23 protein-coding genes and 1 pseudogene are annotated in these 25,924 nt (G+C 60.2%); 7 read left to right on the plus strand and 17 right to left on the minus strand.

The window, feature by feature from the left end:
* Positions 1–192: 192 nt before the first annotated feature.
* The 3 genes from cueR to CGA21_RS26925 form a co-directional block, all read right to left on the minus strand.
* Positions 193–606, minus strand: coding sequence for a Cu(I)-responsive transcriptional regulator (cueR, locus tag CGA21_RS26915; protein WP_110753194.1), 414 nt, complete (start codon positions 604–606; stop codon positions 193–195).
* The gene (locus CGA21_RS26920; protein ID WP_188265426.1) at positions 603–2,996 is read right to left on the minus strand and encodes a heavy metal translocating P-type ATPase; all 2,394 of its coding nucleotides are present in this window, start codon (positions 2,994–2,996) and stop codon (positions 603–605) included. The genes cueR and CGA21_RS26920 overlap by 4 nt, the downstream gene beginning before the upstream one ends.
* A gap of 213 nt (positions 2,997–3,209) precedes the next feature.
* Positions 3,210–3,593, minus strand: a complete 384-nt coding sequence (locus tag CGA21_RS26925) for a hypothetical protein (protein ID WP_110753190.1) — start codon at positions 3,591–3,593, stop codon at positions 3,210–3,212.
* Between the two features lie 159 nt (positions 3,594–3,752).
* Here CGA21_RS26925 and CGA21_RS26930 point away from each other — a divergent pair, with 159 nt between their 5' ends.
* A complete protein-coding gene (locus tag CGA21_RS26930; protein ID WP_110753188.1) occupies positions 3,753–3,950 on the plus strand; it encodes a cation transporter in 198 nt (65 codons plus the stop codon).
* A 93-nt stretch (positions 3,951–4,043) separates the two neighbouring features.
* The gene (locus tag CGA21_RS26935; RefSeq protein WP_110753186.1) at positions 4,044–5,240 is read left to right on the plus strand and encodes a multidrug effflux MFS transporter; all 1,197 of its coding nucleotides are present in this window, start codon (positions 4,044–4,046) and stop codon (positions 5,238–5,240) included.
* Positions 5,241–5,248: 8 nt separating this feature from the next.
* Here CGA21_RS26935 and CGA21_RS26940 read toward each other — a convergent pair whose 3' ends face one another.
* Both CGA21_RS26940 and CGA21_RS26945 read right to left on the minus strand, forming a co-directional pair.
* On the minus strand, positions 5,249–5,419 hold the full coding sequence (locus tag CGA21_RS26940) for a hypothetical protein (protein WP_008066222.1): 171 nt from the start codon (positions 5,417–5,419) through the stop codon (positions 5,249–5,251).
* A gap of 153 nt (positions 5,420–5,572) precedes the next feature.
* Positions 5,573–6,586, minus strand: coding sequence for a zinc-binding alcohol dehydrogenase family protein (locus CGA21_RS26945; RefSeq protein ID WP_110753184.1), 1,014 nt, complete (start codon positions 6,584–6,586; stop codon positions 5,573–5,575).
* A 126-nt stretch (positions 6,587–6,712) separates the two neighbouring features.
* Here CGA21_RS26945 and CGA21_RS26950 point away from each other — a divergent pair, with 126 nt between their 5' ends.
* Both CGA21_RS26950 and CGA21_RS26955 read left to right on the plus strand, forming a co-directional pair.
* Entirely contained in the window at positions 6,713–7,642 is a 930-nt protein-coding gene (locus tag CGA21_RS26950; RefSeq protein WP_188265427.1) for a LysR family transcriptional regulator, read from the plus strand.
* 226 nt (positions 7,643–7,868) lie between these two features.
* Positions 7,869–8,603, plus strand: a complete 735-nt coding sequence (locus tag CGA21_RS26955; RefSeq protein WP_188265428.1) for an ArsR/SmtB family transcription factor — start codon at positions 7,869–7,871, stop codon at positions 8,601–8,603.
* 11 nt (positions 8,604–8,614) lie between these two features.
* On the opposite strand, the gene CGA21_RS26960 is transcribed toward CGA21_RS26955, so the two are convergent.
* The 3 genes from CGA21_RS26960 to CGA21_RS26970 all read right to left on the minus strand — a co-directional run bounded on the left by CGA21_RS26960 (position 8,615) and on the right by CGA21_RS26970 (position 11,811).
* Positions 8,615–9,568, minus strand: coding sequence for an adenosine deaminase (locus CGA21_RS26960; RefSeq protein ID WP_020796340.1), 954 nt, complete (start codon positions 9,566–9,568; stop codon positions 8,615–8,617).
* Between the two features lie 78 nt (positions 9,569–9,646).
* Positions 9,647–10,615, minus strand: coding sequence for a 2-oxoglutarate and iron-dependent oxygenase domain-containing protein (locus CGA21_RS26965; protein ID WP_188265429.1), 969 nt, complete (start codon positions 10,613–10,615; stop codon positions 9,647–9,649).
* Between the two features lie 122 nt (positions 10,616–10,737).
* Positions 10,738–11,811: a BMP family ABC transporter substrate-binding protein gene (locus CGA21_RS26970; protein WP_188265430.1), complete on the minus strand. Its 1,074-nt coding sequence runs from the start codon at positions 11,809–11,811 to the stop codon at positions 10,738–10,740.
* Positions 11,812–12,073: 262 nt separating this feature from the next.
* Here CGA21_RS26970 and CGA21_RS26975 point away from each other — a divergent pair, with 262 nt between their 5' ends.
* The gene (locus tag CGA21_RS26975; RefSeq protein ID WP_110753173.1) at positions 12,074–13,165 is read left to right on the plus strand and encodes a calcium:proton antiporter; all 1,092 of its coding nucleotides are present in this window, start codon (positions 12,074–12,076) and stop codon (positions 13,163–13,165) included.
* Positions 13,166–13,261: 96 nt separating this feature from the next.
* Here CGA21_RS26975 and CGA21_RS26980 read toward each other — a convergent pair whose 3' ends face one another.
* The 9 genes and pseudogenes from CGA21_RS26980 to CGA21_RS27015 form a co-directional block, all read right to left on the minus strand.
* The gene (locus CGA21_RS26980) at positions 13,262–14,620 is read right to left on the minus strand and encodes an 8-oxoguanine deaminase (RefSeq protein ID WP_188265431.1); all 1,359 of its coding nucleotides are present in this window, start codon (positions 14,618–14,620) and stop codon (positions 13,262–13,264) included.
* Positions 14,621–14,885: 265 nt separating this feature from the next.
* Entirely contained in the window at positions 14,886–15,569 is a 684-nt protein-coding gene (locus CGA21_RS26985) for an SDR family oxidoreductase (protein ID WP_188265432.1), read from the minus strand.
* 18 nt (positions 15,570–15,587) lie between these two features.
* Positions 15,588–15,723, minus strand: a pseudogene (locus tag CGA21_RS30050) (MerR family transcriptional regulator); the annotation flags it as partial.
* Between the two features lie 355 nt (positions 15,724–16,078).
* Positions 16,079–17,005 carry an ABC transporter permease gene (locus CGA21_RS26990; protein WP_110753164.1) on the minus strand — a complete coding sequence of 309 codons (927 nt, stop codon included), beginning with the start codon at positions 17,003–17,005 and terminating at the stop codon, positions 16,079–16,081.
* The gene (locus tag CGA21_RS26995; RefSeq protein ID WP_110753162.1) at positions 17,005–18,117 is read right to left on the minus strand and encodes an ABC transporter permease; all 1,113 of its coding nucleotides are present in this window, start codon (positions 18,115–18,117) and stop codon (positions 17,005–17,007) included. Before CGA21_RS26995 ends, CGA21_RS26990 begins: the two co-directional genes overlap by 1 nt.
* Before the next feature lie 10 nt (positions 18,118–18,127).
* Positions 18,128–19,681 (minus strand): ABC transporter ATP-binding protein, encoded by a 1,554-nt coding sequence (locus CGA21_RS27000; RefSeq protein ID WP_188265433.1) that lies wholly within the window; start codon positions 19,679–19,681, stop codon positions 18,128–18,130.
* Between the two features lie 603 nt (positions 19,682–20,284).
* Positions 20,285–20,866, minus strand: coding sequence for an IMPACT family protein (locus CGA21_RS27005; protein WP_188265434.1), 582 nt, complete (start codon positions 20,864–20,866; stop codon positions 20,285–20,287).
* Positions 20,867–20,873: 7 nt separating this feature from the next.
* Positions 20,874–21,524, minus strand: coding sequence for a TetR/AcrR family transcriptional regulator (locus CGA21_RS27010; RefSeq protein WP_020796325.1), 651 nt, complete (start codon positions 21,522–21,524; stop codon positions 20,874–20,876).
* 88 nt (positions 21,525–21,612) lie between these two features.
* On the minus strand, positions 21,613–22,533 hold the full coding sequence (locus CGA21_RS27015; RefSeq protein ID WP_110753155.1) for a LysR family transcriptional regulator: 921 nt from the start codon (positions 22,531–22,533) through the stop codon (positions 21,613–21,615).
* A gap of 137 nt (positions 22,534–22,670) precedes the next feature.
* Here CGA21_RS27015 and CGA21_RS27020 point away from each other — a divergent pair, with 137 nt between their 5' ends.
* Both CGA21_RS27020 and CGA21_RS27025 read left to right on the plus strand, forming a co-directional pair.
* A complete protein-coding gene (locus tag CGA21_RS27020) occupies positions 22,671–24,020 on the plus strand; it encodes an aspartate aminotransferase family protein (protein WP_188265435.1) in 1,350 nt (449 codons plus the stop codon).
* Positions 24,021–24,095: 75 nt separating this feature from the next.
* Positions 24,096–25,589 (plus strand): CoA-acylating methylmalonate-semialdehyde dehydrogenase, encoded by a 1,494-nt coding sequence (locus tag CGA21_RS27025; protein WP_188265436.1) that lies wholly within the window; start codon positions 24,096–24,098, stop codon positions 25,587–25,589.
* Positions 25,590–25,924 lie beyond the last annotated feature (335 nt).

Below are 25,924 nucleotides of genomic sequence, written 5' to 3' on the forward strand. Positions count from 1 at the left end.
GATAACAAAAAAACCGGCTTCGGCCGGTTTTTTTGTGGGTGCGGATTCAAGATTGATGTCGCCTGGCAGTCCGCCTTCGCGGGCAAGCCCGCTCCCACAGGGTATCGTGTTGGTCACAAATGGTGCCTCAGGCACAAAACCTGTGGGAGCGGGCTTGCCCGCGAAAGCGTCAGCACACTCAACACTAATGTGTCAGGCACGCACCGGTTCTGCACAACACCCTGACTCCAGGCTCTTGAGAATCGGACAATCCGGCCGATGATCGCCCTGACAATGCTCGACCAGATCCTGCAACGTATCGCGCAGTTGCCCCAGCTCACGGATCTTCTGGTTCAACTCGTCGATATGCTGTCGGGCCAGGGCCTTAACATCGGCACTGGCCCGCTGGCGATCCTGCCAGAGGGTCAGCAGCTTGCCGACCTCTTCCAGGGAAAACCCCAGGTCCCGAGAGCGCTTGATGAACGCCAGCGTATGCAGGTCGTCGTTGCTGTAGACCCGATAACCGCTGTCGGTGCGATGCGCCGCCTTGAGCAAGCCAATGGACTCGTAGTAACGGATCATCTTTGCGCTCAGGCCACTATGGCGGGCTGCTTGGCCGATGTTCATCGGTTGTCCTCCAGGTCCTCGGGTTTCCAGGTTTTCAACAGTAGCGCATTGCTCACCACGCTCACACTCGACAACGCCATCGCCGCACCGGCGAGCACCGGGTTGAGGAAACCGAAGGCCGCCAGCGGAATGCCGATCAGGTTATAGACAAAGGCCCAGAACAGATTCTGGCGGATCTTCGCGTAGGTCTTGCGGCTGATTTCCAGCGCCGCGGGTACCAATCGCGGATCGCCGCGCATCAGGGTGATTCCGGCGGCGTGCATGGCCACGTCGGTACCGCCTCCCATGGCAATGCCGATATCCGCCGCGGCCAGTGCCGGCGCATCGTTGATACCATCGCCGACCATCGCTACCACACCGGTTTTTTTCAGCATGGCGACTTCGGCGGCTTTATCTGCCGGCAGCACTTCGGCGTGTACGTTGGTGATGCCCAGTGCATCGGCGACCACCTTGGCGCTGCCTCGGTTGTCGCCGGTCAGCAAGTGGCTGCTGATATGGCGAGCACTGAGTTGTTGCACGGCTTGCAGCGCGCCAGGCTTGAGCGTGTCACCGAAAGCGAACAATCCCAGTACTCGCGGTGCAGGGCTTTGCTCGATCAGCCAGGACAGGGTCCGGCCTTCGGCTTCCCAGGCAGTTGCAGAATCGGCCAATTCACCTGGGCGCAATCCGCTTTCTTCCAATAAACGTCGATTACCCAGCGCCAGCCTACGGCCCTCAAGACTACCGGCAATGCCGCGCCCCGTCAGGGACTGACTGTCGCTGACATCGGCCACGATCAGACCGCGTTGTGCGCACTCATCCAGCACAGCCTTGGCCAGCGGATGCTCACTGCCACGTTGCAAGGCGCCGGCCAGTTGCAACAGGGCGGTTTCGTCACCGTCGATGGCGCTCAAGTGGGCGATGCGCGGGGTGCCAGAGGTCAGGGTGCCGGTTTTGTCGAACACCACTGCACTGACTTCATGGGCACGTTCCAGCGCTTCGGCGTCCTTGATCAGAATCCCATGCCGCGCCGCCACCCCGGTGCCGGCCATGATCGCCGTCGGCGTGGCCAGGCCCAGGGCACAAGGGCAGGCGATTACCAGCACCGCCACGGCATTGATCAGCGCGGTTTCCAGTGGCGCGCCGTACAGCCACCAGCCAATCAGGGTCGCAAGTGCCAGCAGCAGCACAACCGGCACGAAGATCTGGCTGACTTTATCCACCAGTTTCTGGATCGGGGCCTTGGCCGCCTGAGCGTCCTCAACCAGTCGAATGATGCGCGCCAGCACCGTTTCCGCGCCAAGTGCCTGAGTGCGTACCAGCAGGCGACCTTCACCATTGATCGCGCCGCCCGTGACCTTGTCACCGGGTTGCTTGGGCACCGGCAGGCTTTCGCCGCTGATCAGCGCTTCGTCGGCATGGCTCTGGCCGTCGACCACTTCACCGTCCACCGGAAAGCGTTCGCCGGGTTTAACCAGTACCAGGTCATTGAGGCGCAAGGCACTGATGGCGACTTCCTGCTCACGGCCGTCGACGACCTGGATCGCCCGCTCCGGGCGAAGCGCTTCCAGGGCGCGAATGGCGCTGGCAGTCTGGCGTTTGGCGCGGCTTTCCAGGTACTTGCCCAACAACACCAGGGCAATCACTACAGCCGAGGCTTCGAAATACAGGTGCGGCATGCGCCCGGCGGCGGTGGCCCATTCGTACACGCTCAAGCCATAACCGGCACTGGTGCCCAGCGCGACCAGCAGATCCATGTTGCCAGCGCCGGCACGCACGGCTTTCCAGGCGGCCACATAAAACCGTGCGCCAAAGATGAATTGCACCGGCGTGGCCAAGGCAAACTGCACCCAGGCCGCAAGCATCCAGTGCACGCCGAACGGTTGCAGCAGCATCGGCAAAACCAGGGGCAAGGCGAGGGCGATGGCTGCGATCAAGGCCCAGCGCTCGCGGTACAGTCGAGTTTGCTGTGTGTCGATATGTGGCTGATCGTCTTGCCAGACGCTGGCGGCGTAACCGGCCTTGGCCACGGCACCGATCAGGGCTTGCGGATCGACCTGCCCGAACAGTTCCACATGAGCGCGTTCATTGGCCAGGTTAACGCTGACGCCCTTGACCCCGGCCACCTTGCTCAGTGCCCGTTCGACCCGGCCGACACAGGAGGCGCAAGTCATGCCGTCGATGCTCAATTCCAGGCGCTGCTGCGGCACGCTATAACCGGCTTTTTGCACGGCCTCCACCAAGGCCGGGAGACTGTCGACCGGCGCTTGAACCCGGGCATGCTCAGTGGCCAGGTTGACACTGACGGCACTGGCGCCGACGACTTTGCTCAAGGCGCGCTCGACACGCCCGGCGCAGCTGGCACAGGTCATGCCGGCAATTGGCAGATCGAAAGTAATGGATTCGGACATCGGTCACGCTCCCTGTAGTAGTTGCCTACAGGATCAACCTTGCCATGCTGGCAAGGTCAAGCACCAAGATCAAAGTGCGATATCAACCTTGTAGGAGCGAGCCTGCTCGCGATGAACCCGAGAGCGCCGCGGGGTGTCAGGTTTCCAGCGTTATCGTTGACGACCTTCGTCGGAACGCCGCCCGGAGCATGCTCGCTCCTACAGGGGGATGTTTCAGTATCCGAGGCCTGCGCGCTTGAGATACATCCCATCCTGTGTCATCGCAATCCGGTACTTCAACACATCACCGGCCCTGAGCTGGATGTCTTGCGAACCCGGCGCCAACATGCCCGGGTTACACCCCGGCGCCTGGCCCGGCAGCAACTTCAAGCGCAGCGACACATTGCCCGGTGGCAAGTTGAACGAGGTGCTTTGCTCCTGGAACAGCCGCGCCGCCAGCTGGTCCTGGATATACACACCGATTTCGCAGCTGGTTGCGACTTCCAGGCGCTCGCGGGAAATGATCAGCACGCCATAATCCTCACCGGCGGCATTGACCGGGGCTGTGGCGGTGAAAAGGCTGAGCAGGCCTAACAGGCTGAAAGCTGACCAGCGCATGGCTGAATCTCCTGGGATCAAGACGTAGATGCACGCAGCTTGGCCGAGCGCGAAGCCGATTGCCAGCCCGGCAGGTTACTTCGGAACTTGACCTTGCCATGGTGGCAAGCTCGAGACTGTAGCTCACCTCATTCAAACACCTCAGTAAAGGAGTCATCCATGCAAGTGTTCAACGTTGAAGGCATGTCCTGCGGTCACTGCGTCAAGGCGATCACCCAGGCTGTGCAGGCCAAGGACCCGGCCGCGAGTGTGCGGGTCGACCTGGCGGCCAGGGAAGTCGGCGTAGAAAGTGCATTGAGCGCCGAGCAAGTGATCGAGGCCATCAGTGAAGAAGGCTACCGCGTGAAGCTGGCCTGAATTTTTTAATAGTTAGCGAGCTAACTTAATGTTCAAGGCGTCCATGCGCGGCTAGACTGTCGGGCTGCCGACTTCTGTCCCATTGGATGCCTGATGAATTTTCGCACAATCCTGATTCTTGGCGCCTTGAGCGCTTTCGGTCCGCTTGCGATCGATTTTTATCTGCCGGCGTTCCCGGCAATGGCGCTCGCCTTCGGCACCGACGAAAAACACGTTCAGCTGACGTTGGCCGCGTATTTCCTCGGCTTGTCCATTGGTCAGCTGGCTTACGGCCCGGTGGCTGATCGTTTCGGGCGACGCATGCCGTTGTTGATCGGGGTCGGGCTGTTTACCGCCGCTTCGTTGGCGTGCGCGTATGCACCGAGCCTGGAGTGGCTGATCGGCGCGCGGTTCATCCAGGCACTGGGCGGTTGCGCAGGGATGGTGATCTCGAGGGCAGTGGTCAGCGACAAATGCGATGCGGTGGGCTCGGCAAAAGTCTTTTCGCAATTGATGCTGGTGATGGGGTTGGCGCCGATTCTTGCACCGATGCTCGGCGGTTTGCTGGTCAACACCACAGGCTGGCAGTCGATATTCCTCGCGCTGACCGGTTTCAGTGCCCTGGCAGGGCTGGCCGTTGCACTGGGCCTGCCAGAAAGCATGCCCGCCCATTTGCCACGCCAACCCTTGGCGGGTGCATTGCGCCAGTACGCACGTTTGCTCAAGGACCCGGTATACCTCGGCCATGCCCTGACGGGCGGTATCGCCATCGCTGGCATGTTCTCCTACATCGCCGGGTCGCCGTTTATCTTCATCAAGCTCTACGGCGTCCCGGCCGAACATTTTGGCTGGTTCTTCGGTGCCAACGCGGCGGGGTTCATCCTCGTGGCCCAAGTCAACGCGCGACTGTTGGCCAAGCGTGGTCCGGCGTTCCTGCTGACACGCACAGTATGGATCTACCTCGGTGCCGGCCTGGCGTTGCTCGCCGTCAGTGCGCTGCACACCGCACAGCTCTGGCCGCTGCTGATTCCATTATTTGTCTGCATCGCCAGCCTCGGTTGCATTCTTCCCAATGCCTCGGCCTGCGCGATGAACGGCCAGGGTGCCCGCGCCGGCAGTGCCTCGGCCATGCTCGGATGCCTGCAATTCAGTGTCGCGGCAGGCGCTGCGGCGCTGGTCGGTGTATTGCACGATGGCAGCGCCATGCCGATGGCCATGGTCATCAGCCTGTGCGGGATTCTGGTGGTGAGCGCAGCGCTGCTCACCCGACGTTTACAAAATGCCCGGGCGTTGGTGCAAGCCCAGGTCTGAGGACTGACTCAGCCAACAGCGCGCTGTTGGCGGTCGGGTATCTGGTGCGGGGCGTGCAGGCGCGCTTCAAGAGTATTGGTGAAGGCGCGGGCTTCGGCTTCGCTGCGGAAGGTGACGGCATGTTGATCCAGGCGGACCTGCCACTGGGACTTTGCCAATTCTTTTATCAGGATCTTCATTACTGACCTCCTCAAGTAAAAGATTTCTCGCAGAGGCTTCGATTGTAGACCCGAATACGAGCGCTATTGTGACAAGGCTCAACTCTCGGACTGACGGTTTGTAACAAAAAACATCGCAGTCCGAGAGCAGCCTTCGGCAGCTCCTGCTGTCGCTTAAAACCCTTCCAGCACAATCTTGCCCTTGGATTTTCCGCTTTCCAGCAGTGCATGGGCACGCCGCAGGTTCGCCGCATTGATGATGCCGAAATGTTCGCCGACCGTGGTTTTCAGAGTGCCGGCGTCGATCAGCTCGGCTACCCGGTTGAGCAGTTTGTGCTGCTCGATCATGTCCGCGGTTTCGAACAGTGAGCGGGTGTACATGAACTCCCAGTGCAGTGACAGGCTCTTGCGCTTGAGCTTGGTCACGTCGAGGCTTTTCGGGTCGTCGATCAGTGCCAGCTTGCCTTGTGGTGCCAACGCCTCGACCAGTTGATCCAGGTGATGATCGGTCTGGGTCAGGCTGGCGACATGGGTCACCTGATCGATGCCGGCCTGTTTGAGGGCCTGGGCCAGTGGCTGGCTGTGGTCGATCACCTGATCGGCTCCCAGCGCTTTCACCCAGCTTTGGGTCTGCGGGCGCGAAGCGGTACCGATCACCTTCAAGCCCGTGAGCTGTTTGGCCAGTTGCGTGAGGATCGAACCGACGCCGCCGGCCGCACCGACGATCAACAGGCTCTGGCCTTCATCGGTCTTGCCTTCGCGCACCTGCAGGCGCTCGAACAGCAACTCCCACGCGGTAATGGCCGTCAACGGCAGGGCGGCGGCCTCGGCGAAACCCAGGGTGTTCGGCATATGGCCGACGATTCGCTCATCAACCACGTGCAGCTCGCTGTTACCGCCAGCACGGGCGATGGAGCCGGCGTAGAAGACCTTGTCGCCAGCCTTGAACAATGTCACTTCGCTGCCAACCGACTTGACCACGCCGGCCACGTCCCAACCCAGCACTTTGGCCGCGCCGGCTTCAGGCTGGACGTTCTGCCGGACCTTGGTGTCCACCGGGTTCACCGAGATGGCCTTGACCTCCACCAGCAGGTCGCGGGGGCCAGCGACTGGCTCCGGCAGTTCGATGTCTTGCAGGGCGTTTTCATCGCTGATCGGCAACGAGGCGTAGTAGGCAACGGCTTTCATTGGAAGGCTCCCAGATAACTCTCTGAATTAAGATTCGATGGGATGGATGATTGGCTATTTCTAAGGAAGATAAAACCCGCTAAAAGAGCAGTCTCTTTCAATGTTTTTTTGATAATGAAGGCTCACATGCTGCGGTTCGATGATTTGCAGTTGTTCGTCCGTGCGGCGGACCTGGGCAGCCTGTCCGCAGCTGCACGGGGCATGGACATGTCGGCAGCAGTGGCGAGCGCAGCGCTGAAGCGCATCGAACAGCAACTGGGGGCCCGCCTGCTGGCCCGCTCGACCCGCAGCCTGCGCCTGACCGCAGAAGGCGAAGGTTTTCTCGAGTACGCCCGGGCGGCCTTGAGTCATCTCGATGAAGGCCGGCGCCTGTTGGCCAGCGGACAGGATCAGGTCAGCGGCGTCTTGCAGTTGTCCGCGCCATCGGACTTTGGGCGCAACCTGCTGTTGCCCTGGCTGGATGAGTTTCAGCGCGAGCACCCCAAGCTTACTGTGCGCTTGCTGCTGGGCGACCGCATCGCCGATCTGTTCCGCCAGCCAGTGGACATCGCCCTGCGCTACGGCGAACCGGAAGATTCCAGCCTGGTGGCGCTACCCATCGCCCCACACAATCGTCGAGTGCTGTGTGCCGCGCCCGAATACCTTGCCCGGCGTGGCGAGCCGCGCCAACTGGAGCAACTGGCCCAGCACAATTGCCTGCTGTTCATGCTGGGCAGCCGGGTTCACGATCACTGGAGTTTTCATGACGGCAAGCGCGAGGTCGGCCTGACCGTCGGTGGCGATCGTTTCAGTGACGATGCCGATGTCGTGCGCCTGTGGGCGCTGGCAGGGGCCGGGATCGCCTACAAATCCTGGCTTGATGTGGCCAACGATGTGTTAACGGGGCGCTTGAAAGTGCTGATGCCGGAACTGCTCTGTGAGCGCGCACCGCTGAATTTGTTGTGCGCCCATCGCGCACAATTGAGTAAGCCGGTGAACCTTTTGCGGGAAATGCTTGCCAGCCGATGCGCACGCTTGAGTAGTCATTTTCCGGGATTATCGGGTATTGATCATTAGTCTCAGGCAAAAAGCGAAATTTCCCTCAGGAACTATCAGCATCGGCGGTTTGCGGGGGGCAGGATCTGGCGGTCAACCGGCCTATACTGATGCTTGCCTGGTGAACGCACCGTCGGTCGCAAGGGCGAGCCCGGTTTATGGCAGTTTCCACGTTTGGCCGACAGCACATGACGGGTCAAGATATCTCTGAGCAGCAGGACGATACGATTCAACAGGGAGTGAATACATGGAACATGCACCTTGCATCAGCCAGATAGCCACGTTGCTGGCTGACCCGAAGCGCAGCGCAATGATGTGGGCCTTGATGGACGGATCGGCGCGACATACCGAAGAATTGGCATTGATGGCCGGGCTGTCACCGTCTTCGGCGAGTGCGCATCTGGGGCGGTTGTCCGCCGGAGGCCTGTTGAAAGTTGAAGCCCGTGGGCGAAAGCGCTTCTTCCGCCTGGCAGCCCCCGAAATCGGTGCCGCGATCGAAGCCCTGGCCAGCGCCACGCTGGCCAGCACACCGCAGGATATCCCGGACATATTCAAACGTGCCGCCCCCTTGGCCAAACCTCAGCCGAGGGGTTCATCGCTGTTGCGTGCGCGGCTGTGTGAGGACCATTTGGGTGGCACCCTGGCCGCCGATCTATACCAGCGCCTGCTGGAGGCGGGATGGATCGAGCAGTTCGACCAGCGGGTCACGATCACCCTCAAGGGCTCGACACAGCTGGCGTCACGCGGAGTCTTCATTCAGGCGCTGGCCCATCGCAGCGGCAAGGTTGCCTGTGCGTGTCCCGACTGGAGCGAAAGACGCCCGCACCTGGGCGGTGCCCTGGGTGCGGCGTTGCTGCAGCTGTTCATGCAGTCCGGTTGGCTGAACTTGCCCGTGGATTCTCGTGCCCTGCAGCTTACCGCCGCCGGGCAGAAAGAAATTCACCGTTTCGCCAGGCAGACCGAGCTTGAAATGGCCTTGTAGGAGCTGCGATATCAGGGTTTGACCAACCGGGCATCCAGGCTGTTCTGCGCCAGGCGTTTGGCCTGGTCCTGGGTCATGCCCAAGTCTGTATACAGGGCATGGAAGTTTTCGGTGACGTAACCGCCGAAGTACGCCGGGTCATCGGAGTTCACGGTCACTTTCACGCCACGCTCGAGCATGTCGAGAATATTGTGCTGCGACATGTGATCAAACACACAGAGCTTGGTGTTGGACAGTGGGCACACGGTCAGCGGGATCTGCTCATCGATGATGCGCTGCATCAGGCGCTCGTCTTCGATGGCGCGCACGCCATGGTCGATGCGCTGGATTTTCAACAGGTCGAGGGCTTCCCAGATGTACTCGGGTGGGCCTTCTTCACCGGCATGGGCGACCGTCAGGAAACCTTCGCCACGGGCGCGGTCGAACACGCGCTGAAATTTGCTCGGTGGGTGCCCCATCTCGGAGCTGTCCAGGCCCACGGCGACAAACGCATCGCGGAACGGCAGCGCCTGGTCGAGGGTCTTCTGCGCCTGCTCTTCGCTCAAATGGCGCAGGAAGCTCAAAATCAAACCGCTGGTGATCCCCAGTTGTTGCTCACCGTCCTTCAACGCTGCGGCGATGCCGTTGAGCACCACTTCGAATGGAATGCCACGGTCGGTGTGGGTCTGCGGGTCGAAGAACGGTTCGGTGTGAATCACGTTCTGCGCCTTGCAGCGCAAGAGATAGGCCCAGGTCAGGTCGTAGAAATCCTGGGAAGTGCGCAGCACGTCGGCACCCTGGTAGTACAGGTCGAGGAATTCTTGCAGGTTATTGAAGGCGTAGGCCTTGCGCAGGGTTTCGACATCGCTCCACGGCAGGGCGATCTTGTTGCGTTCGGCCAGGGCAAACAGCAGTTCGGGTTCCAGCGAACCTTCCAGGTGCAGGTGCAGTTCGGCCTTGGGCAGGGCGTTCAGCCAGTCGTACATAATTCTGTTCTCATCAGGTGCAATGGCGCCATTCTACAGATGCTCGTCGCAACAATTGATAAAACCTGACCAGGCGGTTCATTCCACCGCCTCCTGTTCCCGTCGATAAGCGTAGGTATCGGCGAAACGTGAGAGTAGGAACTGGGCGCAAGTGGTGGCCGGGTATTTCGCCGCCTGCTGTTCATCCTGGCATCCGGGCAGGCATTCGATGCGGGTATCGGGGTGCGGCTCGGCAAAGAATGGCATCGAGTAACGATCCACGCCCAACGGGCTGATCACCCTGTGCGGCGTTGACAGGTAACGGTCGTTGCTCCAGCGCGCCATCATGTCACCGAGATTGACCACGAACGTCCCTTCGATCGGCGGGGCATCGATCCATTCGCCTTTTACGTTTTTGACTTGCAAGCCCCCGGCGGCATCCTGGTAGAGCAGGGTGATACAGCCGTAATCGGTGTGAGCCCCGGCGCCTTGCTGCTCCCGGGAAGTGGCGGTGTGTCGCGGCGGGTAGTGAATCATGCGCAATACGCTGACCGGTTCACGAAAGCGCGTGTCGAAAAAATCCCGCTCGATGCCGAGTGCCAACGTCATTGCCCGCAACAAGGTTTGCGCAAGTGCCTGCATGTCGACGTAGTGTTGCTCCATCAGCGCCTCCCAACCTGGCATCGATGGATGGCGGTTGGGGCCGCGCAACGGTTTTTCCGCCAGCACCTCGGGATGGTCGAGCGGCAGGTGCAGGCCCATGTCGAACGTTTCTTTCAGGTCGCTGGGTTTACTCGGGTCCAGTTGTTCGGTGGCGATGGCGCCATAGCCGCGATGGTGGCGGGTCTGGGTGATGTCGATCTTGAGCTTCTCGGCCGCAGGCAGGGCGAAGAAACGCTTGGCGCTGTCGAGTACGGCGTCGATGCGCGCGGCGCTGATCGGGTGACCCTTGATGTAGAAAAAGCCCCATTCGCGGCAGGCGTGGTCGATTTGCGTTGCCACGGTTGCCCAGGCGCTTTGGTCGTCGGTGTAGAGGGGGGCGATATCGATGATGGGAAGACTGTTCATACACAATCCTGAGAGCGTTGAAAATCCCTGTAGGAGCTGCCGCAGGCTGCGATCTTTTGATCTTGATCTGATAAAAAATCAAAAGATCGCAGCCTGCGGCAGCTCCTACACGGGGTGGGGTACTACTTGGGCATGTCAGCCTTCATGCCTTCCACGTAATAATTCATCGACGCCAATTCCGTATTCGTCGCGCTGACCCCCGCCGGTATTTTCTCGACCCCGGCCTGGTCCTTTATCGGCCCGGTAAATGGCTGCAACGTGCCGCTCTTGATGTCGGCGATGATCTGCTCCGCTTCAGTCTTCACCGCCGCCGGTACCAGGTCGCTGATCGGCAGTTCAACGGTGCCTTCCTTGAGGCCACCCCAGTAATCCTGGGTTTTCCAGCTGTGGTCGATCACGCTTTGGGTTGCCTGGAGGTAATGCGGCGCCCAGTCGTTGACGATGGAGGTCAGCACCGCCTTGGGGCCGAAGTGCGCCATGTCCGAAGCGTAGCCCACCGCATACACGCCGCGACGTTCAGCGGCCTGGATCGGCGCCGGGCTGTCGGTGTGCTGAAACACCACGTCCACGCCCTGGTCGATCAGCGCGTTGGCGGCATCGGCTTCCTTGCCCGGATCGAACCAGGAGTTCACCCATACCACTTTGATTTCAGTGCCCGGGTTGTACTTGTTCAGGGCCAGTTGAATGGCGTTGATGTCGCGGATCACTTCCGGGATCGGGAACGAGGCGACGTAGCCAATCTTTTTGCTTTTGGTCATCTTTGCCGCAAGGAAACCGCCGACGTAGCGACCTTCATACGTGCGCGCCAGGTAGGTGCCCAGGTTCTTGTCCTGCTTGTAGCCGGTGGCGTGTTCGAACGTCACGTTGGGAAACTGTTTGGCGACCTTGAGTGTCGGGTTCATGTAGCCGAAGGAGGTGGTGAAGATCAGGTCGTACTTGTCCTTGGCCATGTTGCGGATCACTCGCTCGGCGTCCGCGCCTTCGGCAACGTTCTCCACATAGTTGGTGGTGATTCGGTCGCCAAGCTGTTGCGCCAGTGCCTGGCGTCCCTGTTCATGCTGGTACGTCCAGCCGTGGTCACCGATAGGACCGATGTAGACGAAGCCTACTTTCAGTGGCTCAGCGGCAAAGGCGCTGAGGTTGATCCCGAGGCCGATGGCGGCGCACAGCAGTGTGTGCAGTGGACGTATTTGCATGAATTCGAACTCCCTTTTGTTGTGTGTGGAGAGGGTCAATGCAAAAGCCTGACCAACCGGACAACAAATGCCAGGGAAACCGTGTGATGGTTGGAAACGCGATTACCTGTGGGAGCGAGCCTGCTCGCGATGAGGGCTGCAAGGTCGAAAAAAGTGCATGACCTTAAAGAGGCGCCATCCACTGGTGCGCTAAGGTGAAACGAAACGTTATCGCCGCGTTGCAGTCAGTCGCATATCGCACCTCCTCGGCAAAAGGCCCGACATGCTCACGATTCTCAAGCAAGAAACCTTTCTGCTACTGGCCTTGATCGCCGCACTCGTGGCTTTCCCGCTGGAGCACTGGTTGCTGCACAGCGGCCAGGCGGTCGCGCTGACTGGCGGGCTGGTGCTGATCGCATTCATCGTCGCCGCCTCCATGCGTGTCGCCCACCAAGCCGAACTGCTCGCGGAAAAGGTCGGCGACCCTTACGGCACGATGATCCTGACCTTGGCCGCGGTGCTGGTGGAAGTGGTGATCCTGGCGATCATGATGAGCAACGAAGCGTCGGCTACGCTGGTGCGCGACACGATTTACTCAGCCGTCATGCTCGACATCAATGGCATCCTCGGCCTGGCGGCGTTGATGGGTGGGCTCAAGCATGGCGAACAGTCCTACAACGACGATTCGGCGCGCAGCTACAGCGTGATGATCCTGACCGCGATGGGTGTGTCGATGGTGGTGCCGGAGTTCATTCCCAAAGGCGACTGGAAGCTCTATTCGGCGTTCACCATCGGCGCGATGGTGGTGCTTTACGCCTTGTTCCTGCGGATGCAGGTCGGGCCGCACAGTTACTTTTTCAGCTACAGCTACCCGGAAAAACGCCGCAAGAAGGAACCGCTGGAGCAGGAGCCGGCACCGATCAGCCTGGCATTGTCGATCGGCATCCTGGTGTTCGGTGTGGTGGTGATCGGTGCCCTGGCCGAAGTGATGTCCAAGACCCTCGACCTGGGGCTGGAAGGGACGGGCGCACCGCCGGTGATCACGGCGATTCTGGTGGCGGCCATCTCGGCCGCACCGGAAATTCTGACGGCGTTGCGTGCGGCGTTGGCCAACCGCATGCAGTCGGTGGTCAACATCGCGTTGGGGGCGTCGCTGTCGACGGTGATCCTGACGGTGCCGGTGATGGAAGCAATGGCGCTCTATACCGGGCAGCCGTTCCAGATGGCCATGACCCCGGTGCAGACCGTGATGATCTTCATCACCCTGATCGTCAGTGCGATCAACCTCAACGATGGCGAAACCAACGCCATCGAAGGGATGACTCACTTTGTGCTGTTTGCGACGTTTATCATGTTGTCGTTGTTGGGTCTGTAGGAGCTGGCGCAGCCTGCGATCTTTTGATCTTGTTTTTTAGAAGCAAAATCAAAAGATCGCAGGCTGCGCCAGCTCCTACAGTGGGTCGGTGTTGGGTCAGACGCCCGCGATCAACTGCCGAGCCGCCTGGCTGTGATCGGCAATCAACCCCTTGAGGTCCAGCCCCTCGACCTGCCCGTCGATCACTCGCCATTTGCCGCCGACCATCACTCGGTCTGCACGGTCCGCGCCGCACAAGAGCAGTGCCGATACCGGATCGTGGCTGCCGGAGAAGCGCAACTCGTCGAGTTTGAACAGCGCCAGGTCAGCTTGTTTGCCCACGGCGATTTCACCGATGTCGCTGCGTCCAAGCAAACTGGCCGAACCTTTGGTCGCCCAGCCCAGTACGCGCTCTGGTGTGATTTTCTCGGCACCGTAGCGCAGACGCTGGATGTACAACGCCTGACGGGTTTCGAGCATCATGTTCGACGCATCGTTGGAGGCAGAACCGTCCACGCCAAGACCGAGCAACGCGCCGGCATCGGTTAGCTCGATGGTCGGGCAGATGCCGGAGGCCAGGCGCATGTTCGAGCTCGGGCAATGGCAAATACCCGTGCCGGCGGCGCCAAGGCGGGCGATTTCATCCGGGTTGAAGTGGATGCCGTGTGCCAGCCAGGTACGCGGTCCGAGCCAGCCGACGCTGTCCAGGTAATCGACGGTGCGCAGGCCAAAGCGCTGCAGGCAGAAATCTTCTTCGTCGAGGGTTTCCGCCAGGTGGGTGTGCAGGCGCACGTCGAGTTTGTTCGCCAGTTCGGCGCTGGCAGACATGATTTGCGGGGTGACGGAGAAGGGGGAGCAGGGCGCCAGGGCGATCTGGATTTGCGCGCCTTCGCCACGTTCGTGGTACTCGGCGATCAAGCGCTGGCTATCGGCCAGGATCACTTCACCTTCCTGCACGGTTTGCTGCGGCGGCAGGCCACCGTCCTTTTCACCCAGGCTCATGGAGCCGCGCGTCAGCATGGCGCGCATGCCCAGTTCGCGAACGCTCTCGACTTGTACATCGATCGCATTTTCCAGGCCTTCGGGGAACAGGTAGTGGTGGTCGGCGGCCGTGGTGCAACCGGACAACAGCAGTTCAGCCAAGGCGACTTTGGTGGCGAGGGCGAGTTTTTCCGGAGTCAGGCGTGCCCAGACCGGGTACAGGGTTTTCAGCCACGGAAACAACGGCTGGTTGACCACGGGAGCCCAGGCGCGGGTCAGGGTTTGATAGAAGTGGTGATGGGTGTTGATCAGCCCCGGCAGGATCACATGCTCGCGGGCATCGAATATTTCATTGCACGGTGCGCAGGGCTGTTGGCCGAGGCCAAGTACTTCGACGATCAGACCGTCTTGCAGCACCAGGCCGCCACGGGCATCGAGGTCGTTGGCTGTAAAAATGGCGAGGGGATTTTTTAACCAGGTACGGGTCGCAGGCATGTTGGCCGGCTCCTCTGAAAGTTGGGTTCAGGGTTGCCAGCTCAGTGTTGCCCTGTCTGCTGATCCAGGGTCGCCGGGGAGGCGAGGTGCCAAGTTTTAATCAAAACGGTGTCGCGGGCAAGCCCGGTCCGACCAGACAACGTAAAACCCTTTTAGGAGCGAGCATGCTCGCGAAAAACGTCCAGACAACGCGGGCCTGCAGAAAGCCCGCGTCATCTCTGGCGTCCATGGCGAGCAGGCTCGCTCCTACACTGGGCGGCAGTGGTTACCAGGGAATGGTTTCACCCCTGTAGTTGATGAAGTGATGCCCGCCCTTGCCGGCATACGCATTCACCTGGTCAATTAGCCCGCGTGTGCTGGTGTCCACATCGATGTCAGCGCCTTCACCGCCCATGTCGGTTTTCACCCAGCCCGGATGCAGCGACAGCACGGTAAGGCTGGTGTCGCCCAACTGCGTGACTAAGCTGTTGGTCATGGAATTGAGTGCAGCCTTGCTGGCCTTGTACAGCGCCAGTTCCGGCGCGTCAGGCATGGTCACGCTGCCCAACACCGAGCTCATGAAGGCCAGCACGCCGCTGTCCGGGCGGATTTGCCCAACAAAGCGTTGCGCCAGGTTGATCGGCGCCACGGCGTTGGTGAAGAACAGTTGGCCAACTTCGGCCAGGGTCGCGCCACCGTTTGGCGTCTGCACCTCAGGGCCTTTCACCCCGGCGTTGACGAACAGCAGGTCAAACACTTCGTCCTTGAGTTTCTGGCTCAGCATGATCACTGCTTGCTGATCGTCCATGTCGAGTTTCTCGATCCGCACCTTGCCCAATGCCTTGAGGGCCTCGGCGTTTTGCGGATTGCGCACGGTGGCGGTCACTTGCCAGCCGTCGGCAAGCAGGGTTTTCACCAGGCCGAGGCCAAGGCCGCGGGAGGCACCGATGATCAGTGCGGTTCTGGACATGTGTGGCTTCCTTGAGGTTCAGGGACGTGGATTCAATGGACAATCTTGTCCAAGCCGTTGTTGCAACTCATCGCGCAATGCGGGCCATGCGCGCTTCGATCAGTTTGAGCTTGTCTTGCAGCAATCGTGTGACGGCACTGTCCGGATCGGCGCTGGCTTGGGCTAATTCCCCGATGCGCATCATCACGTCTCTTCGAGGGCTTGACCCTGGAGCATACTCCAGGCTTTAGCCTGGTTGCTCCCGGAAATTGATGGAGCAATATCGATGTGGACTTCAAAACAGTATCGCCACCTGGTGCGCGGGCTTATGCCCTGATCCATGGTGGGAGTTCGCTGCTGGTGATTTTTCTGGTGTTTGAATTGATGTGGGGCATTGCTCAAGTGTTGCCAGTGCGGGCTTCTTCGCGGGCAAGCCCGCTCCCACAGGGACTGCGCCAGACACATTAATAGCGGCGCACGCGCCTATGTGGGAGCGGGCTTGCTCGCGAAGAGGCCGGTGCAGCCGAGCACTAATGCCCGGCCTGCCACGGCTGCCCCAATGAAACCGGCGCATACAACCGCGTGCGCACCTTGTCCCTGGACAGCAGCACCAGCACCACAATGGTCGCCACATACGGCAGCATCGCCAGCAAACTCGATGGAATCGCCAGTCCCAGTCCCTGCGCCACCAGGTGCAGGATGCTGGCGAGTCCGAACAGGTACGCCCCCAGCAGCAAGCGCCATACCCGCCAACTGGCGAATACCACCAATGCCAAGGCAATCCAGCCCCGGCCGGCGCTCATGTTTTCCGCCCACATCGGTGTGTAGGCCAGCGACAGGTAGGCGCCGGCAAGTCCCGCCATCGCGCCGCCAAACAACACCGCCAATGCGCGCACGGCCAACACCGGCAAACCCATTGCGCTGGCCGCATCCGGGTTTTCCCCGACCGCCTGGATGATCAGCCCGACGCGGGTTTGCAGCGTCACCCAAGCCACCAGCGCAAACAGTGCGAATGACAGGTACACCAGCAGATCCTGGGCGAACAGCATCCGTCCAATCAGTGGTATCTGGCTCAAATAAGGGAGTGCCACCGGCTCGAAGCCCGTTAGCGGTTTGCCAACCCACGCCGCGCCGACAAAGCTCGACAACCCCACGCCGAAAATCGTCAGGGCCAGCCCCGTGGCGACCTGGTTGGCATTGAAGACCAGCGCCACCAGAGCGAACAACGATGACAACAGCATCCCGGCGAACATCGCCAGTAATACCCCAAGCCACAGGTTGCCGGTGCTGAACGCGATGATGAACCCCATCACCGCGCCAAACAGCATCATCCCTTCCTGGCCCAGATTGAGTACGCCGCTTTTCTCGCAGACCAGTTCGCCCAGCGCCACCAGCAACAGCGGCGTACCGCAGCGAACCATGGCGTAGAAAATGTTACTCAGCAGATCGATATCCATCACAGGGCCCCTACTTGTTGTGGTACGGCGATGGCGGGTGCACGGCGTTTCCTGCGCAGGTTCAAGCGGGGTCGGTAGAGAATCAGCACATCACAGGCCAGCAGGAAAAACAGCATCATCCCCTGGAACAGCTGGGTGATCGCTTGCGGCAGGTTCAAGCTCATTTGCGCACTCTCGCCACCGATGTAAAGCAACGCCATCAACAAGCTGGAAACCAGAATGCCAACCGGGTTCAAGCGCCCGAGAAACGCTACGGTGATCGCCGCGTAGCCGTAGCCCGGGGACACTTGCGGTACCAGTTGCCCGATCGGCCCGGTCACCTCACATGCCCCCGCCAAGCCCGCGAGGCCACCGCTGACCAACAGCACCAGCCAGACCAGGCGTTTTTCTCGAAAGCCGGCGAAACCGGCCGCGCGCTTGTCCAGCCCAAGCACTTTGATCTGGAATCCGACGAAACTTTTGTGCAGCAGCACCCACACCGCCACCAGGGCGAGCAGGGCGAAGTACACGCCAGCGTGAATTCGGCCGTCCTCCATTAACAGTGGCAAGCGGCTGGCGTCACCGAACATCGCCGACTGGGGAAAATTGAAACCCTGCGGATCTTTCAGCGGACCGTGGACGCAATACAACAGCAGGTTCAAGGCGATGTAGTTGAGCATGATGCTGGTGAGGATTTCATTGGCGTTGAAGCGAGTACGCAACCACGCTGTCAGTCCCGCCCACGCGGCACCGGCCAGGGTTCCGGCAAGCAGGATCACGAACAGTGCCCAGCGGCTTTGCACCTCGATGAAGTTCACCGCCAGCACGCTGCCGGCCAAGGCGCCGAGCAGCAGTTGGCCCTCGGCGCCGATGTTCCAGATCCGCGCCTGGTAGGCTACGGCCAGGCCCAGCGCGCAGAGCAGAATCGGTAACGCTTTGACCAGCCACTCGGAGAGGCCGTACAGGTCACTGATAGGCGCAACCAACAGCGTATGCAAAGTCAGCAATGGATCGTGGCCCAAGGCGATAAACAGCAATGAGCCACTGCCCAGGGTCAGGACCGCGGCCAACAACGGCGAGCACCACAGCATCAGCCTCGATTGCTGGCCACGCGGTTCAAGAGAAAGCAGCATGAGAACTCCGTTAGCGGGTGGCGTAGGCAGGCAATTGAGGGGCGTCGAACTGGCCGGCCATCCAGCCACCGACATCGGTCAGGCGAGTGTCGACTGTGGCCTTGAGCGTTGATAACCGGCCGCTGCACAAGGCGCCGAGGCGGTCGCTGATCTGGAACAATTCTTCGAGGTCTTCGGAAATCACCAGGATTGCCGCGCCGGCATCGCGCAGAGCAATCAGCGCCCGGTGAATGGTCGCGGCCGCGCCGACATCCACGCCCCAGGTCGGGTGCGCAGCCACCAGCAATTTCGGTTGTTGAAGTATTTCCCGGCCCAGAATGAATTTCTGCAAGTTACCGCCTGACAGGCTGCGGGCCGGTGCATGGGGGCCGGAAGTCTTGACCCCGAAGCGGCGAATGATCTCTTGCGCGAGCGCCTGGACCTTGCTGCGCTGGATCAGCCCCTTGCTCACCAGACCGTGCTGGAATGCGCTGAGCAGGGCGTTGTCCGCCAGGCTCAGATCCGGCACGGCGCCATGCCCCAGTCGTTCGGCCGGAACGAAAGCCAGTCCGCGTTGGCGACGGGCATCGGCACGTAGATGCGCAACCGGTTCGCCGCCAAAGCTGATGGTTGCAGCCTCATTGCGACGCAGTCGTTCTTCGCCGCTGAGCAACGCCAGCAGCTCATCCTGACCATTGCCGGCGACACCGGCGATGCCGACGATTTCACCGCTGTGCACGGCAAGGTCGATGGCCTTGAGCGAGCAACCGAACGGATCCGGGTTGTGCCACGACAAACCTTGGATGTTCAAAAAAACATCGCTGCCGGCCACCTTCGTGTAATCGTCGATCAACTCCGCCGCTTCGCCAACCATCAGGCACGCCAGTTGCCGATCCGAGTAGTCGGCCGGCACGCAATGCCCCGCGACTCGCCCGCCGCGCAACACGGTTGCGCTGTGGCAAAGCGCGCGCACTTCGGCGAGTTTGTGGCTGATGAACAAAATGCTGCAGCCTTCGGCGGCCAGTCGACGCAGGGTCACGAACAAGTCCTCGGCCTCCTGCGGAGTCAGCACCGAAGTCGGTTCATCGAGAATCAACAGGCGGATGTCCTGCATCAGGCAGCGAATGATTTCCACCCGTTGCCGTTCGCCGATGGACAGGCTGTGCACCCGTCGCTGAGGCTCCAGCGCCATGCCGTAGCGTTGCGACACTTCATCGATCTTGCGTTCAAGCTGGCTGGGCGAGCCTGCCGCCGGCCCCATGGCCAGTGCGATGTTCTGCGCCACGCTCAGGGTTTCGAACAGCGAGAAGTGCTGGAACACCATGCCGATCCCCAGTTCGCGCGCCTGGGCCGGATTGCGCAGGTTCACGGGCTGGCCATGCCAGAAAATCTCGCCAGCATCGGCATGGACGACGCCGTAGATGATTTTCATCAAGGTGCTTTTGCCGGCACCGTTTTCGCCGAGCAACGCGTGGATTTCACCGGGGGCGATAGTCAGGTCGATGGCATCGTTGGCCAGGCAGCCGGGGTAGCGTTTACTGATGTTGCTCAGTTGCAGACGGGGCATTGGATCGGCGGTGGGCATGACAGGCTCGATTCGATTGAATTGATGCCTGTGGATAAAGCAATTTTCTGGCCATCAGGTCAGGAAATATTCTGGGAATCCGTGTGTCAGGGCATTGCGCTCGGTGCCGGGTTTGAGTTGATCGCGAGCCAGGCACCACTTGAGTGCAAAGCCGTTGATCCGCTCCCGTTTTGCGCATCTGCCTTTGATCAAAAAATGAGCACATGTCCGCAAGCCATGCCCGATATGCAGCCGAGCCAGCCATGAACGGGTTATCCACAGATTGTTCCACAGTATTTGTGCGCAAGCTCGAAGGGTGGGCATAAGCGCGGGGCGGCTTTCTTCTAAAAGTGCTAAACCGACCTAACTGATTGTTTTTATTTGTATTTAGCAATTTTAAAGAGGAAATGGACGAAAAATGAGCAAAGCCCGCAAAGCCGCATGACAGAAGGGTTACAGCGGTATGTGCTCAGGTTATCCACAGGCGGGTGCACAGCAGATGTGGGCAACTAGGGGCTAAGTGAAAAAGCGCAATGCTCCAAAAGATCGCAGCCTGCGGCAGCTCCTGCAGGGGATAGCGTTCTCCCGGTAGGAGCTGCCGCAGGCTGCGATCTTTTGATCTTGCTAGCGCTGCAACAAAATCCGTCCACGACTTAAGTCGGCGAGTAGAGATTGCAATGTGGCGATCTGCCCCGCACCCACCGCCAATTGCAATTCAACGCCATTGGCCATGAAATCCTCCTGCACCACCAGTGCGCCGAGTTCCGCGACACGCAGCTTGACCAACGCCAGCTCACTGAACGCACAAGCGCATCGCACCGGCACCCGACTGATCAACTCAACCTTTGGCGCCGCTTGCAGGCACTTGTTGGCACCGCCGCCATAGGCCCGGGCCAGTCCGCCGGTGCCCAGTTGAATGCCGCCATACCAGCGAATGACCAGTACGACGACCTGATCGCAATCCTGTGCCTCGATGGCCGCCAGAATCGGTCGGCCAGCCGTGCCGCCAGGCTCGCCGTCGTCGGTACTGCGGTATTGATCACCGAGCTTCCACGCCCAGCAATTGTGCGTAGCGTTCGGATCGCTGTGTTGGGCGATGAAAGCCTGGGCGTCGGCGGGGCTGCCGATCGGTGCGGCAAAGGTGATGAAGCGGCTTTTGCGAATCTCTTCGCGGTATTCGCAAAAGTCGCTGAGGGTAAAAGGCATAGTGGTCTTAGAGGGAAGGTGTGAGGCCGCAGCCTTTGAGAATGATACGGATCAGATTATTGCCGGCGTCTTCCATGTCCTGCTTGGTCAGCTTGCTGCGTCCGCTGACCCGGCAGATCTGCGTGGCGAAGTCGGCGTAATGCTGGGTGCTGCCCCACAGCAGGAAAATCAGGTGCACCGGGTCGACCGGGTCCATTTTGCCAGCGTCAATCCACGCCTGGAACACCGCGGCACGGCCCTGGAACCAGGTGCGATAGTCCTGGTTGAAATATTCGGTCAGGCATTCGCCGCCACTGATGACCTCCATGGCGAAGATTCGGGACGCTTGCGGCTGGCGCCGGGAAAACTCCATCTTCGCGCGGATATAGCGGGTCAAGGCTTCGGCGGGGTCGTCTTGCGCGGTCAGGGTATTGAAGGTGCTGTCCCATAACTCGATGATGTTGCTCAGCACCGCCACATACAAACCGAGTTTGTTGGTGAAGTAATAATGCAGGTTCGCTTTGGGCAAGCCGGCATTCAGGGCAATGGTGTTCATGCTGGTGCCCTTGAACCCGTGACGGGCGAACTCGTCCTCGGCGGCCTTGATGATGGTCTCTTCGTTTTTCTGACGAATGCGGCTGGCGGGCTTGCCGCTGTGAGCTGGGACTTCAAAGGTCATGGGCACTTCCGATCAAGAGGGGTTGCGGGCCTTGACGTTGATAGCGCACCCACAGGTTCCAGACAAGTCCCGGTAAGAAAAACCCCTGTCAGCGTGTCGCGGCCAAGCTCTCCAGGAAGCTTTCCAGCACCAGGTGCGGACGACGCCCCTTACGCGTGACCGAGGCAAGGCTCAGGTCATAAAAACGCGTATTGGCTTTCAGCGCCCGCAAGCGTCCCTGTTGCACCCAAAGACTCGCATAGTGATCCGGCAGATAACCGATATAGCGCCCGGTCAGAATCAGAAAGGCCATGCCTTCACGATCCGATGCGCTGGCGGTGCAATTGAGCGCTTGATAATGAGCCTGGATGTCCGCCGGCAAACGGAAGGTCGGGGCAATCGCGTCCTGGCTGTTGAGGCGTGCATCGTCCAGTTGCCTGTCATCGACATAAAACAGCGGGTGGCCCACCGCGCAATACAGCAGCGAGCGTTCGCTGTAGAGCGGTTGATACTCCAGCCCGGACAGCGCACTCGCCTGTGGCACCACACCGACGTGCAGTCGACCGTCGAGAACGCCTTGCTCCACTTCGTTGGGCGCGATCATCCGGATCTGAATCTGCACATCCGGTCCGCGCTCCTTCAATTGCGCCAGGGCATGGGTAATGCGCATGTGCGGCAGCGTCACCAGGTTGTCTGTCAGGCCGATGGTCAACTCGCCGCGCAGATGTTGGTGCAGGCCGTTGACCTCGGTGCGGAAACTTTCCAGTGCGCTCAATAGTTGCAACGCCGACTGATAAACCTCGCGACCCTCTTCAGTCAGGGAAAATCCGGCGCGCCCGCGTTGGCACAGACGCAAACCCAGGCGCTGTTCCAGGTCACTCATTTGCTGGCTGATCGCTGATCGACCAATGCCGAGCACGCTTTCAGCCGCGGAGAAGCCGCCGCATTCGACCACGCTGCGAAAGATCCGCAGCAGGCGTATATCGAAGTCGCTGACTTGTGCCAGTGGATCGGGGCGGCGGCTGCTCATGCGCTTACTCGATAGTTTAGTGAAGGGCTGACTGAAGGTTAGAAAAGTTGGATTTCACCGACTTTATCCCCGTGGCAACTTAGCTGCAACAGTGGTTTTTAATCCCTACGCGCTTATTGCCTTGCGAGGTTTCACCCATGAACTTGCCTGAAAACGCCCCGACATCCCTGGCCAGCCAGCTCAAGCTCGATGCCCACTGGATGCCGTACACCGCCAACCGCAACTTTCAGCGCGATCCGCGCCTGATCGTTGGCGCCGAGGGCAGCTGGCTGATCGACGACAAGGGCCGCAAAGTCTATGACTCGCTATCTGGCCTGTGGACCTGCGGCGCCGGGCACACCCGCAAGGAAATCCAGGAGGCGGTGGCCAAGCAACTGGGTACCCTCGACTACTCGCCAGGCTTTCAGTACGGCCATCCGCTGTCGTTCCAGCTGGCGGAAAAGATCACCGACCTGACGCCGGGCAACCTGAACCACGTGTTCTTCACCGACTCGGGTTCCGAGTGCGCCGACACGGCAGTGAAGATGGTGCGAGCCTACTGGCGCCTCAAAGGCCAGTCGACCAAGACCAAGATGATCGGCCGTGCCCGTGGCTATCACGGCGTGAATATCGCCGGCACCAGCCTCGGTGGCGTGAATGGCAACCGTAAGCTCTTCGGCCAGGCGATGATGGACGTCGATCACCTGCCGCACACCTTGCTGGCCAGCAATGCGTTCTCCCGTGGCATGCCGGAGCAGGGCGGTATCGCCCTGGCTGACGAACTGCTCAAGCTGATCGAACTGCACGATGCCTCGAACATCGCGGCGGTATTCGTCGAGCCCATGGCCGGTTCCGCTGGCGTACTGGTGCCGCCACAGGGTTACCTCAAGCGCCTGCGCGAGATCTGCGATCAGCACAGCATCCTGCTGGTGTTTGACGAAGTGATCACCGGTTTCGGCCGTACCGGCAACATGTTCGGTGCCGACACCTTTGGCGTTACCCCAGACCTGATGTGCATCGCCAAGCAAGTCACCAACGGTGCCATCCCGATGGGCGCGGTGATTGCCAGCTCCGAGATCTACCAGACCTTCATGAATCAGCCGACGCCTGAATACGCGGTGGAATTCCCCCACGGCTATACCTATTCCGCGCACCCGGTGGCGTGCGCAGCGGGCCTGGCGGCACTCGACCTGCTGCAAAAGGAAAACCTGGTACAGAGCGTCGCCGAAGTCGCACCGCATTTCGAAAACGCGCTGCATGGCCTCAAGGGCACCAAGAACGTCATCGACATCCGTAACTTTGGCCTGGCGGGTGCGATCCAGATCGCGCCACGTGACGGCGACGCCATCGTGCGCCCGTTCGAAGCGGGCATGGCCTTGTGGAAAGCAGGTTTCTACGTGCGTTTCGGCGGCGACACCCTGCAGTTCGGCCCAACGTTCAACAGCAAGCCGCAGGACCTGGATCGTCTGTTCGACGCGGTCGGCGAAGTGCTGGGCAAGATCGACTGATTTCTTCTTCTATATACCTACAAAAAACGGGTGCGCGATTTGGGCGCGCCTGTGGACAACTTTTCAGGAGCTTCCATGAGCGTTATTCCACATTTGATCAATGGCGAACTGGTCACCGAGAACGGTCGCGCGGTTGATGTGTTCAACCCGTCCACCGGTCAGGCGATCCACAAGCTGCCGCTGGCCACCCGCGAAACCATCCAGAGCGCTATCGATGCCGCGAAGGCTGCACTCCCGGCTTGGCGCAACACGCCGCCGGCCAAACGTGCCCAAGTAATGTTCCGCTTCAAGCAACTGCTGGAGCAGAACGAAGCGCGTATCGCTCAACTGATCAGTGAAGAACACGGCAAGACGCTGGAAGACGCGGCAGGTGAACTGAAACGCGGTATCGATAACGTCGAGTTCGCTTGCGCGGCACCGGAAATCCTCAAGGGCGAATACAGCCGCAACGTTGGCCCGAATATCGATGCATGGTCCGACTTCCAGCCGTTGGGTGTTGTGGCCGGTATCACGCCGTTCAACTTTCCGGCCATGGTGCCGCTGTGGATGTACCCGCTGGCGATCGTTTGCGGCAACTGCTTCATCCTCAAGCCGTCCGAGCGTGACCCAAGCTCTACGCTGCTGATCGCGCAATTGCTGCTGGAGGCTGGTCTGCCTAAAGGCGTGCTGAGTGTGGTGCACGGTGACAAGACGGCGGTGGACGCCTTGATCGAAGCACCGGAAGTCAAGGCGCTGAGCTTCGTCGGTTCTACGCCGATTGCCGAATACATCTATAGCGAAGGTACCAAGCGCGGCAAGCGCGTGCAGGCCTTGGGCGGGGCGAAGAACCACGCGGTGCTGATGCCGGATGCAGACCTGGACAACGCCGTCAGCGCACTGATGGGCGCGGCCTACGGTTCTTGCGGCGAGCGTTGCATGGCGATCTCGGTGGCCGTGTGCGTCGGCGACCAGGTGGCGGATGCGTTGGTTGCCAAGCTGGTGCCGCAGATCAAGGCACTAAAAATCGGTGCAGGTACCAGCTGCGGCCTGGACATGGGCCCGCTGGTGACTGGCCAGGCGCGCGACAAGGTCAGCGGTTATGTAGAAGACGGCGTAGCCGCCGGTGCGACACTGGTGGTGGATGGTCGTGGCTTGACCGTTGATGGTCACGAGGAAGGTTTCTTCCTGGGCGGTTGCCTGTTCGACAACGTCACGCCAGAAATGCGTATCTATAAGGAGGAGATCTTCGGGCCAGTGCTGTGCGTCGTACGGGTCAACAGCCTGGAAGAAGCGATGCAGCTGATCAACGATCACGAGTATGGCAACGGCACCTGCATCTTCACCCGTGACGGCGAAGCGGCACGCTTGTTCTGCGACGAGATCGAAGTGGGCATGGTCGGAGTCAACGTACCGTTGCCAGTGCCGGTGGCTTACCACAGCTTTGGTGGCTGGAAACGTTCGCTGTTCGGTGACCTGCATGCGTACGGTCCGGATGGTGTGCGTTTCTACACCCGTCGCAAGGCCATCACTCAACGCTGGCCGCAGCGTGCGAGCCATGAAGCTTCGCAGTTCGCTTTCCCTAGCTTGTAAGTAGAAGGGTAAAGAAGGCCGACCCATAGGGTCGGCCTTTTGTTTTGTGGGCTTTTTTACCGATATGACACTTTTGTGAAAATAGCGGTTGACGGCAGATTCTGGAAGCCTATAATTCGCCCCACTTCCGGCGCAGTCGAAACGGAAAACTCCTTGGTAAACAATGAGTTACGAAGTTTTCGGCAGCAGGTTGCTTCAGTTCATCGAAGCGCCAAGGAGTTGAAAAAGAGGTGTTGACAGCAGCGTGTAACGCTGTAGAATTCGCCTCCCGCTGATGAGAGATCTGAAGCGCAAGTGGTTGAAGTTGTTAAGGTTTCCTTGAAAACTTCTGAAAA

The organism is Pseudomonas sp. PSB11 (assembly GCF_014596605.1).
GTDB lineage: Bacteria > Pseudomonadota > Gammaproteobacteria > Pseudomonadales > Pseudomonadaceae > Aquipseudomonas > Aquipseudomonas umsongensis.

What these genes read in the sequence shown, in the direction of transcription:
- cueR (WP_110753194.1), bottom strand. Translation starts at nt 606, where the DNA reads ATGAACATCGGCCAAGCAGCCCGCCATAGTGGCCTGAGCGCAAAGATG.
- CGA21_RS26920 (WP_188265426.1), bottom strand. Translation starts at nt 2,996, where the DNA reads ATGTCCGAATCCATTACTTTCGATCTGCCAATTGCCGGCATGACCTGT.
- CGA21_RS26925 (WP_110753190.1), bottom strand. Translation starts at nt 3,593, where the DNA reads ATGCGCTGGTCAGCTTTCAGCCTGTTAGGCCTGCTCAGCCTTTTCACC.
- CGA21_RS26930 (WP_110753188.1), top strand. Translation starts at nt 3,753, where the DNA reads ATGCAAGTGTTCAACGTTGAAGGCATGTCCTGCGGTCACTGCGTCAAG.
- CGA21_RS26935 (WP_110753186.1), top strand. Translation starts at nt 4,044, where the DNA reads ATGAATTTTCGCACAATCCTGATTCTTGGCGCCTTGAGCGCTTTCGGT.
- CGA21_RS26940 (WP_008066222.1), bottom strand. Translation starts at nt 5,419, where the DNA reads ATGAAGATCCTGATAAAAGAATTGGCAAAGTCCCAGTGGCAGGTCCGC.
- CGA21_RS26945 (WP_110753184.1), bottom strand. Translation starts at nt 6,586, where the DNA reads ATGAAAGCCGTTGCCTACTACGCCTCGTTGCCGATCAGCGATGAAAAC.
- CGA21_RS26950 (WP_188265427.1), top strand. Translation starts at nt 6,713, where the DNA reads ATGCTGCGGTTCGATGATTTGCAGTTGTTCGTCCGTGCGGCGGACCTG.
- CGA21_RS26955 (WP_188265428.1), top strand. Translation starts at nt 7,869, where the DNA reads ATGGAACATGCACCTTGCATCAGCCAGATAGCCACGTTGCTGGCTGAC.
- CGA21_RS26960 (WP_020796340.1), bottom strand. Translation starts at nt 9,568, where the DNA reads ATGTACGACTGGCTGAACGCCCTGCCCAAGGCCGAACTGCACCTGCAC.
- CGA21_RS26965 (WP_188265429.1), bottom strand. Translation starts at nt 10,615, where the DNA reads ATGAACAGTCTTCCCATCATCGATATCGCCCCCCTCTACACCGACGAC.
- CGA21_RS26970 (WP_188265430.1), bottom strand. Translation starts at nt 11,811, where the DNA reads ATGCAAATACGTCCACTGCACACACTGCTGTGCGCCGCCATCGGCCTC.
- CGA21_RS26975 (WP_110753173.1), top strand. Translation starts at nt 12,074, where the DNA reads ATGCTCACGATTCTCAAGCAAGAAACCTTTCTGCTACTGGCCTTGATC.
- CGA21_RS26980 (WP_188265431.1), bottom strand. Translation starts at nt 14,620, where the DNA reads ATGCCTGCGACCCGTACCTGGTTAAAAAATCCCCTCGCCATTTTTACA.
- CGA21_RS26985 (WP_188265432.1), bottom strand. Translation starts at nt 15,569, where the DNA reads ATGTCCAGAACCGCACTGATCATCGGTGCCTCCCGCGGCCTTGGCCTC.
- CGA21_RS26990 (WP_110753164.1), bottom strand. Translation starts at nt 17,005, where the DNA reads ATGGATATCGATCTGCTGAGTAACATTTTCTACGCCATGGTTCGCTGC.
- CGA21_RS26995 (WP_110753162.1), bottom strand. Translation starts at nt 18,117, where the DNA reads ATGCTGCTTTCTCTTGAACCGCGTGGCCAGCAATCGAGGCTGATGCTG.
- CGA21_RS27000 (WP_188265433.1), bottom strand. Translation starts at nt 19,681, where the DNA reads ATGCCCACCGCCGATCCAATGCCCCGTCTGCAACTGAGCAACATCAGT.
- CGA21_RS27005 (WP_188265434.1), bottom strand. Translation starts at nt 20,866, where the DNA reads ATGCCTTTTACCCTCAGCGACTTTTGCGAATACCGCGAAGAGATTCGC.
- CGA21_RS27010 (WP_020796325.1), bottom strand. Translation starts at nt 21,524, where the DNA reads ATGACCTTTGAAGTCCCAGCTCACAGCGGCAAGCCCGCCAGCCGCATT.
- CGA21_RS27015 (WP_110753155.1), bottom strand. Translation starts at nt 22,533, where the DNA reads ATGAGCAGCCGCCGCCCCGATCCACTGGCACAAGTCAGCGACTTCGAT.
- CGA21_RS27020 (WP_188265435.1), top strand. Translation starts at nt 22,671, where the DNA reads ATGAACTTGCCTGAAAACGCCCCGACATCCCTGGCCAGCCAGCTCAAG.
- CGA21_RS27025 (WP_188265436.1), top strand. Translation starts at nt 24,096, where the DNA reads ATGAGCGTTATTCCACATTTGATCAATGGCGAACTGGTCACCGAGAAC.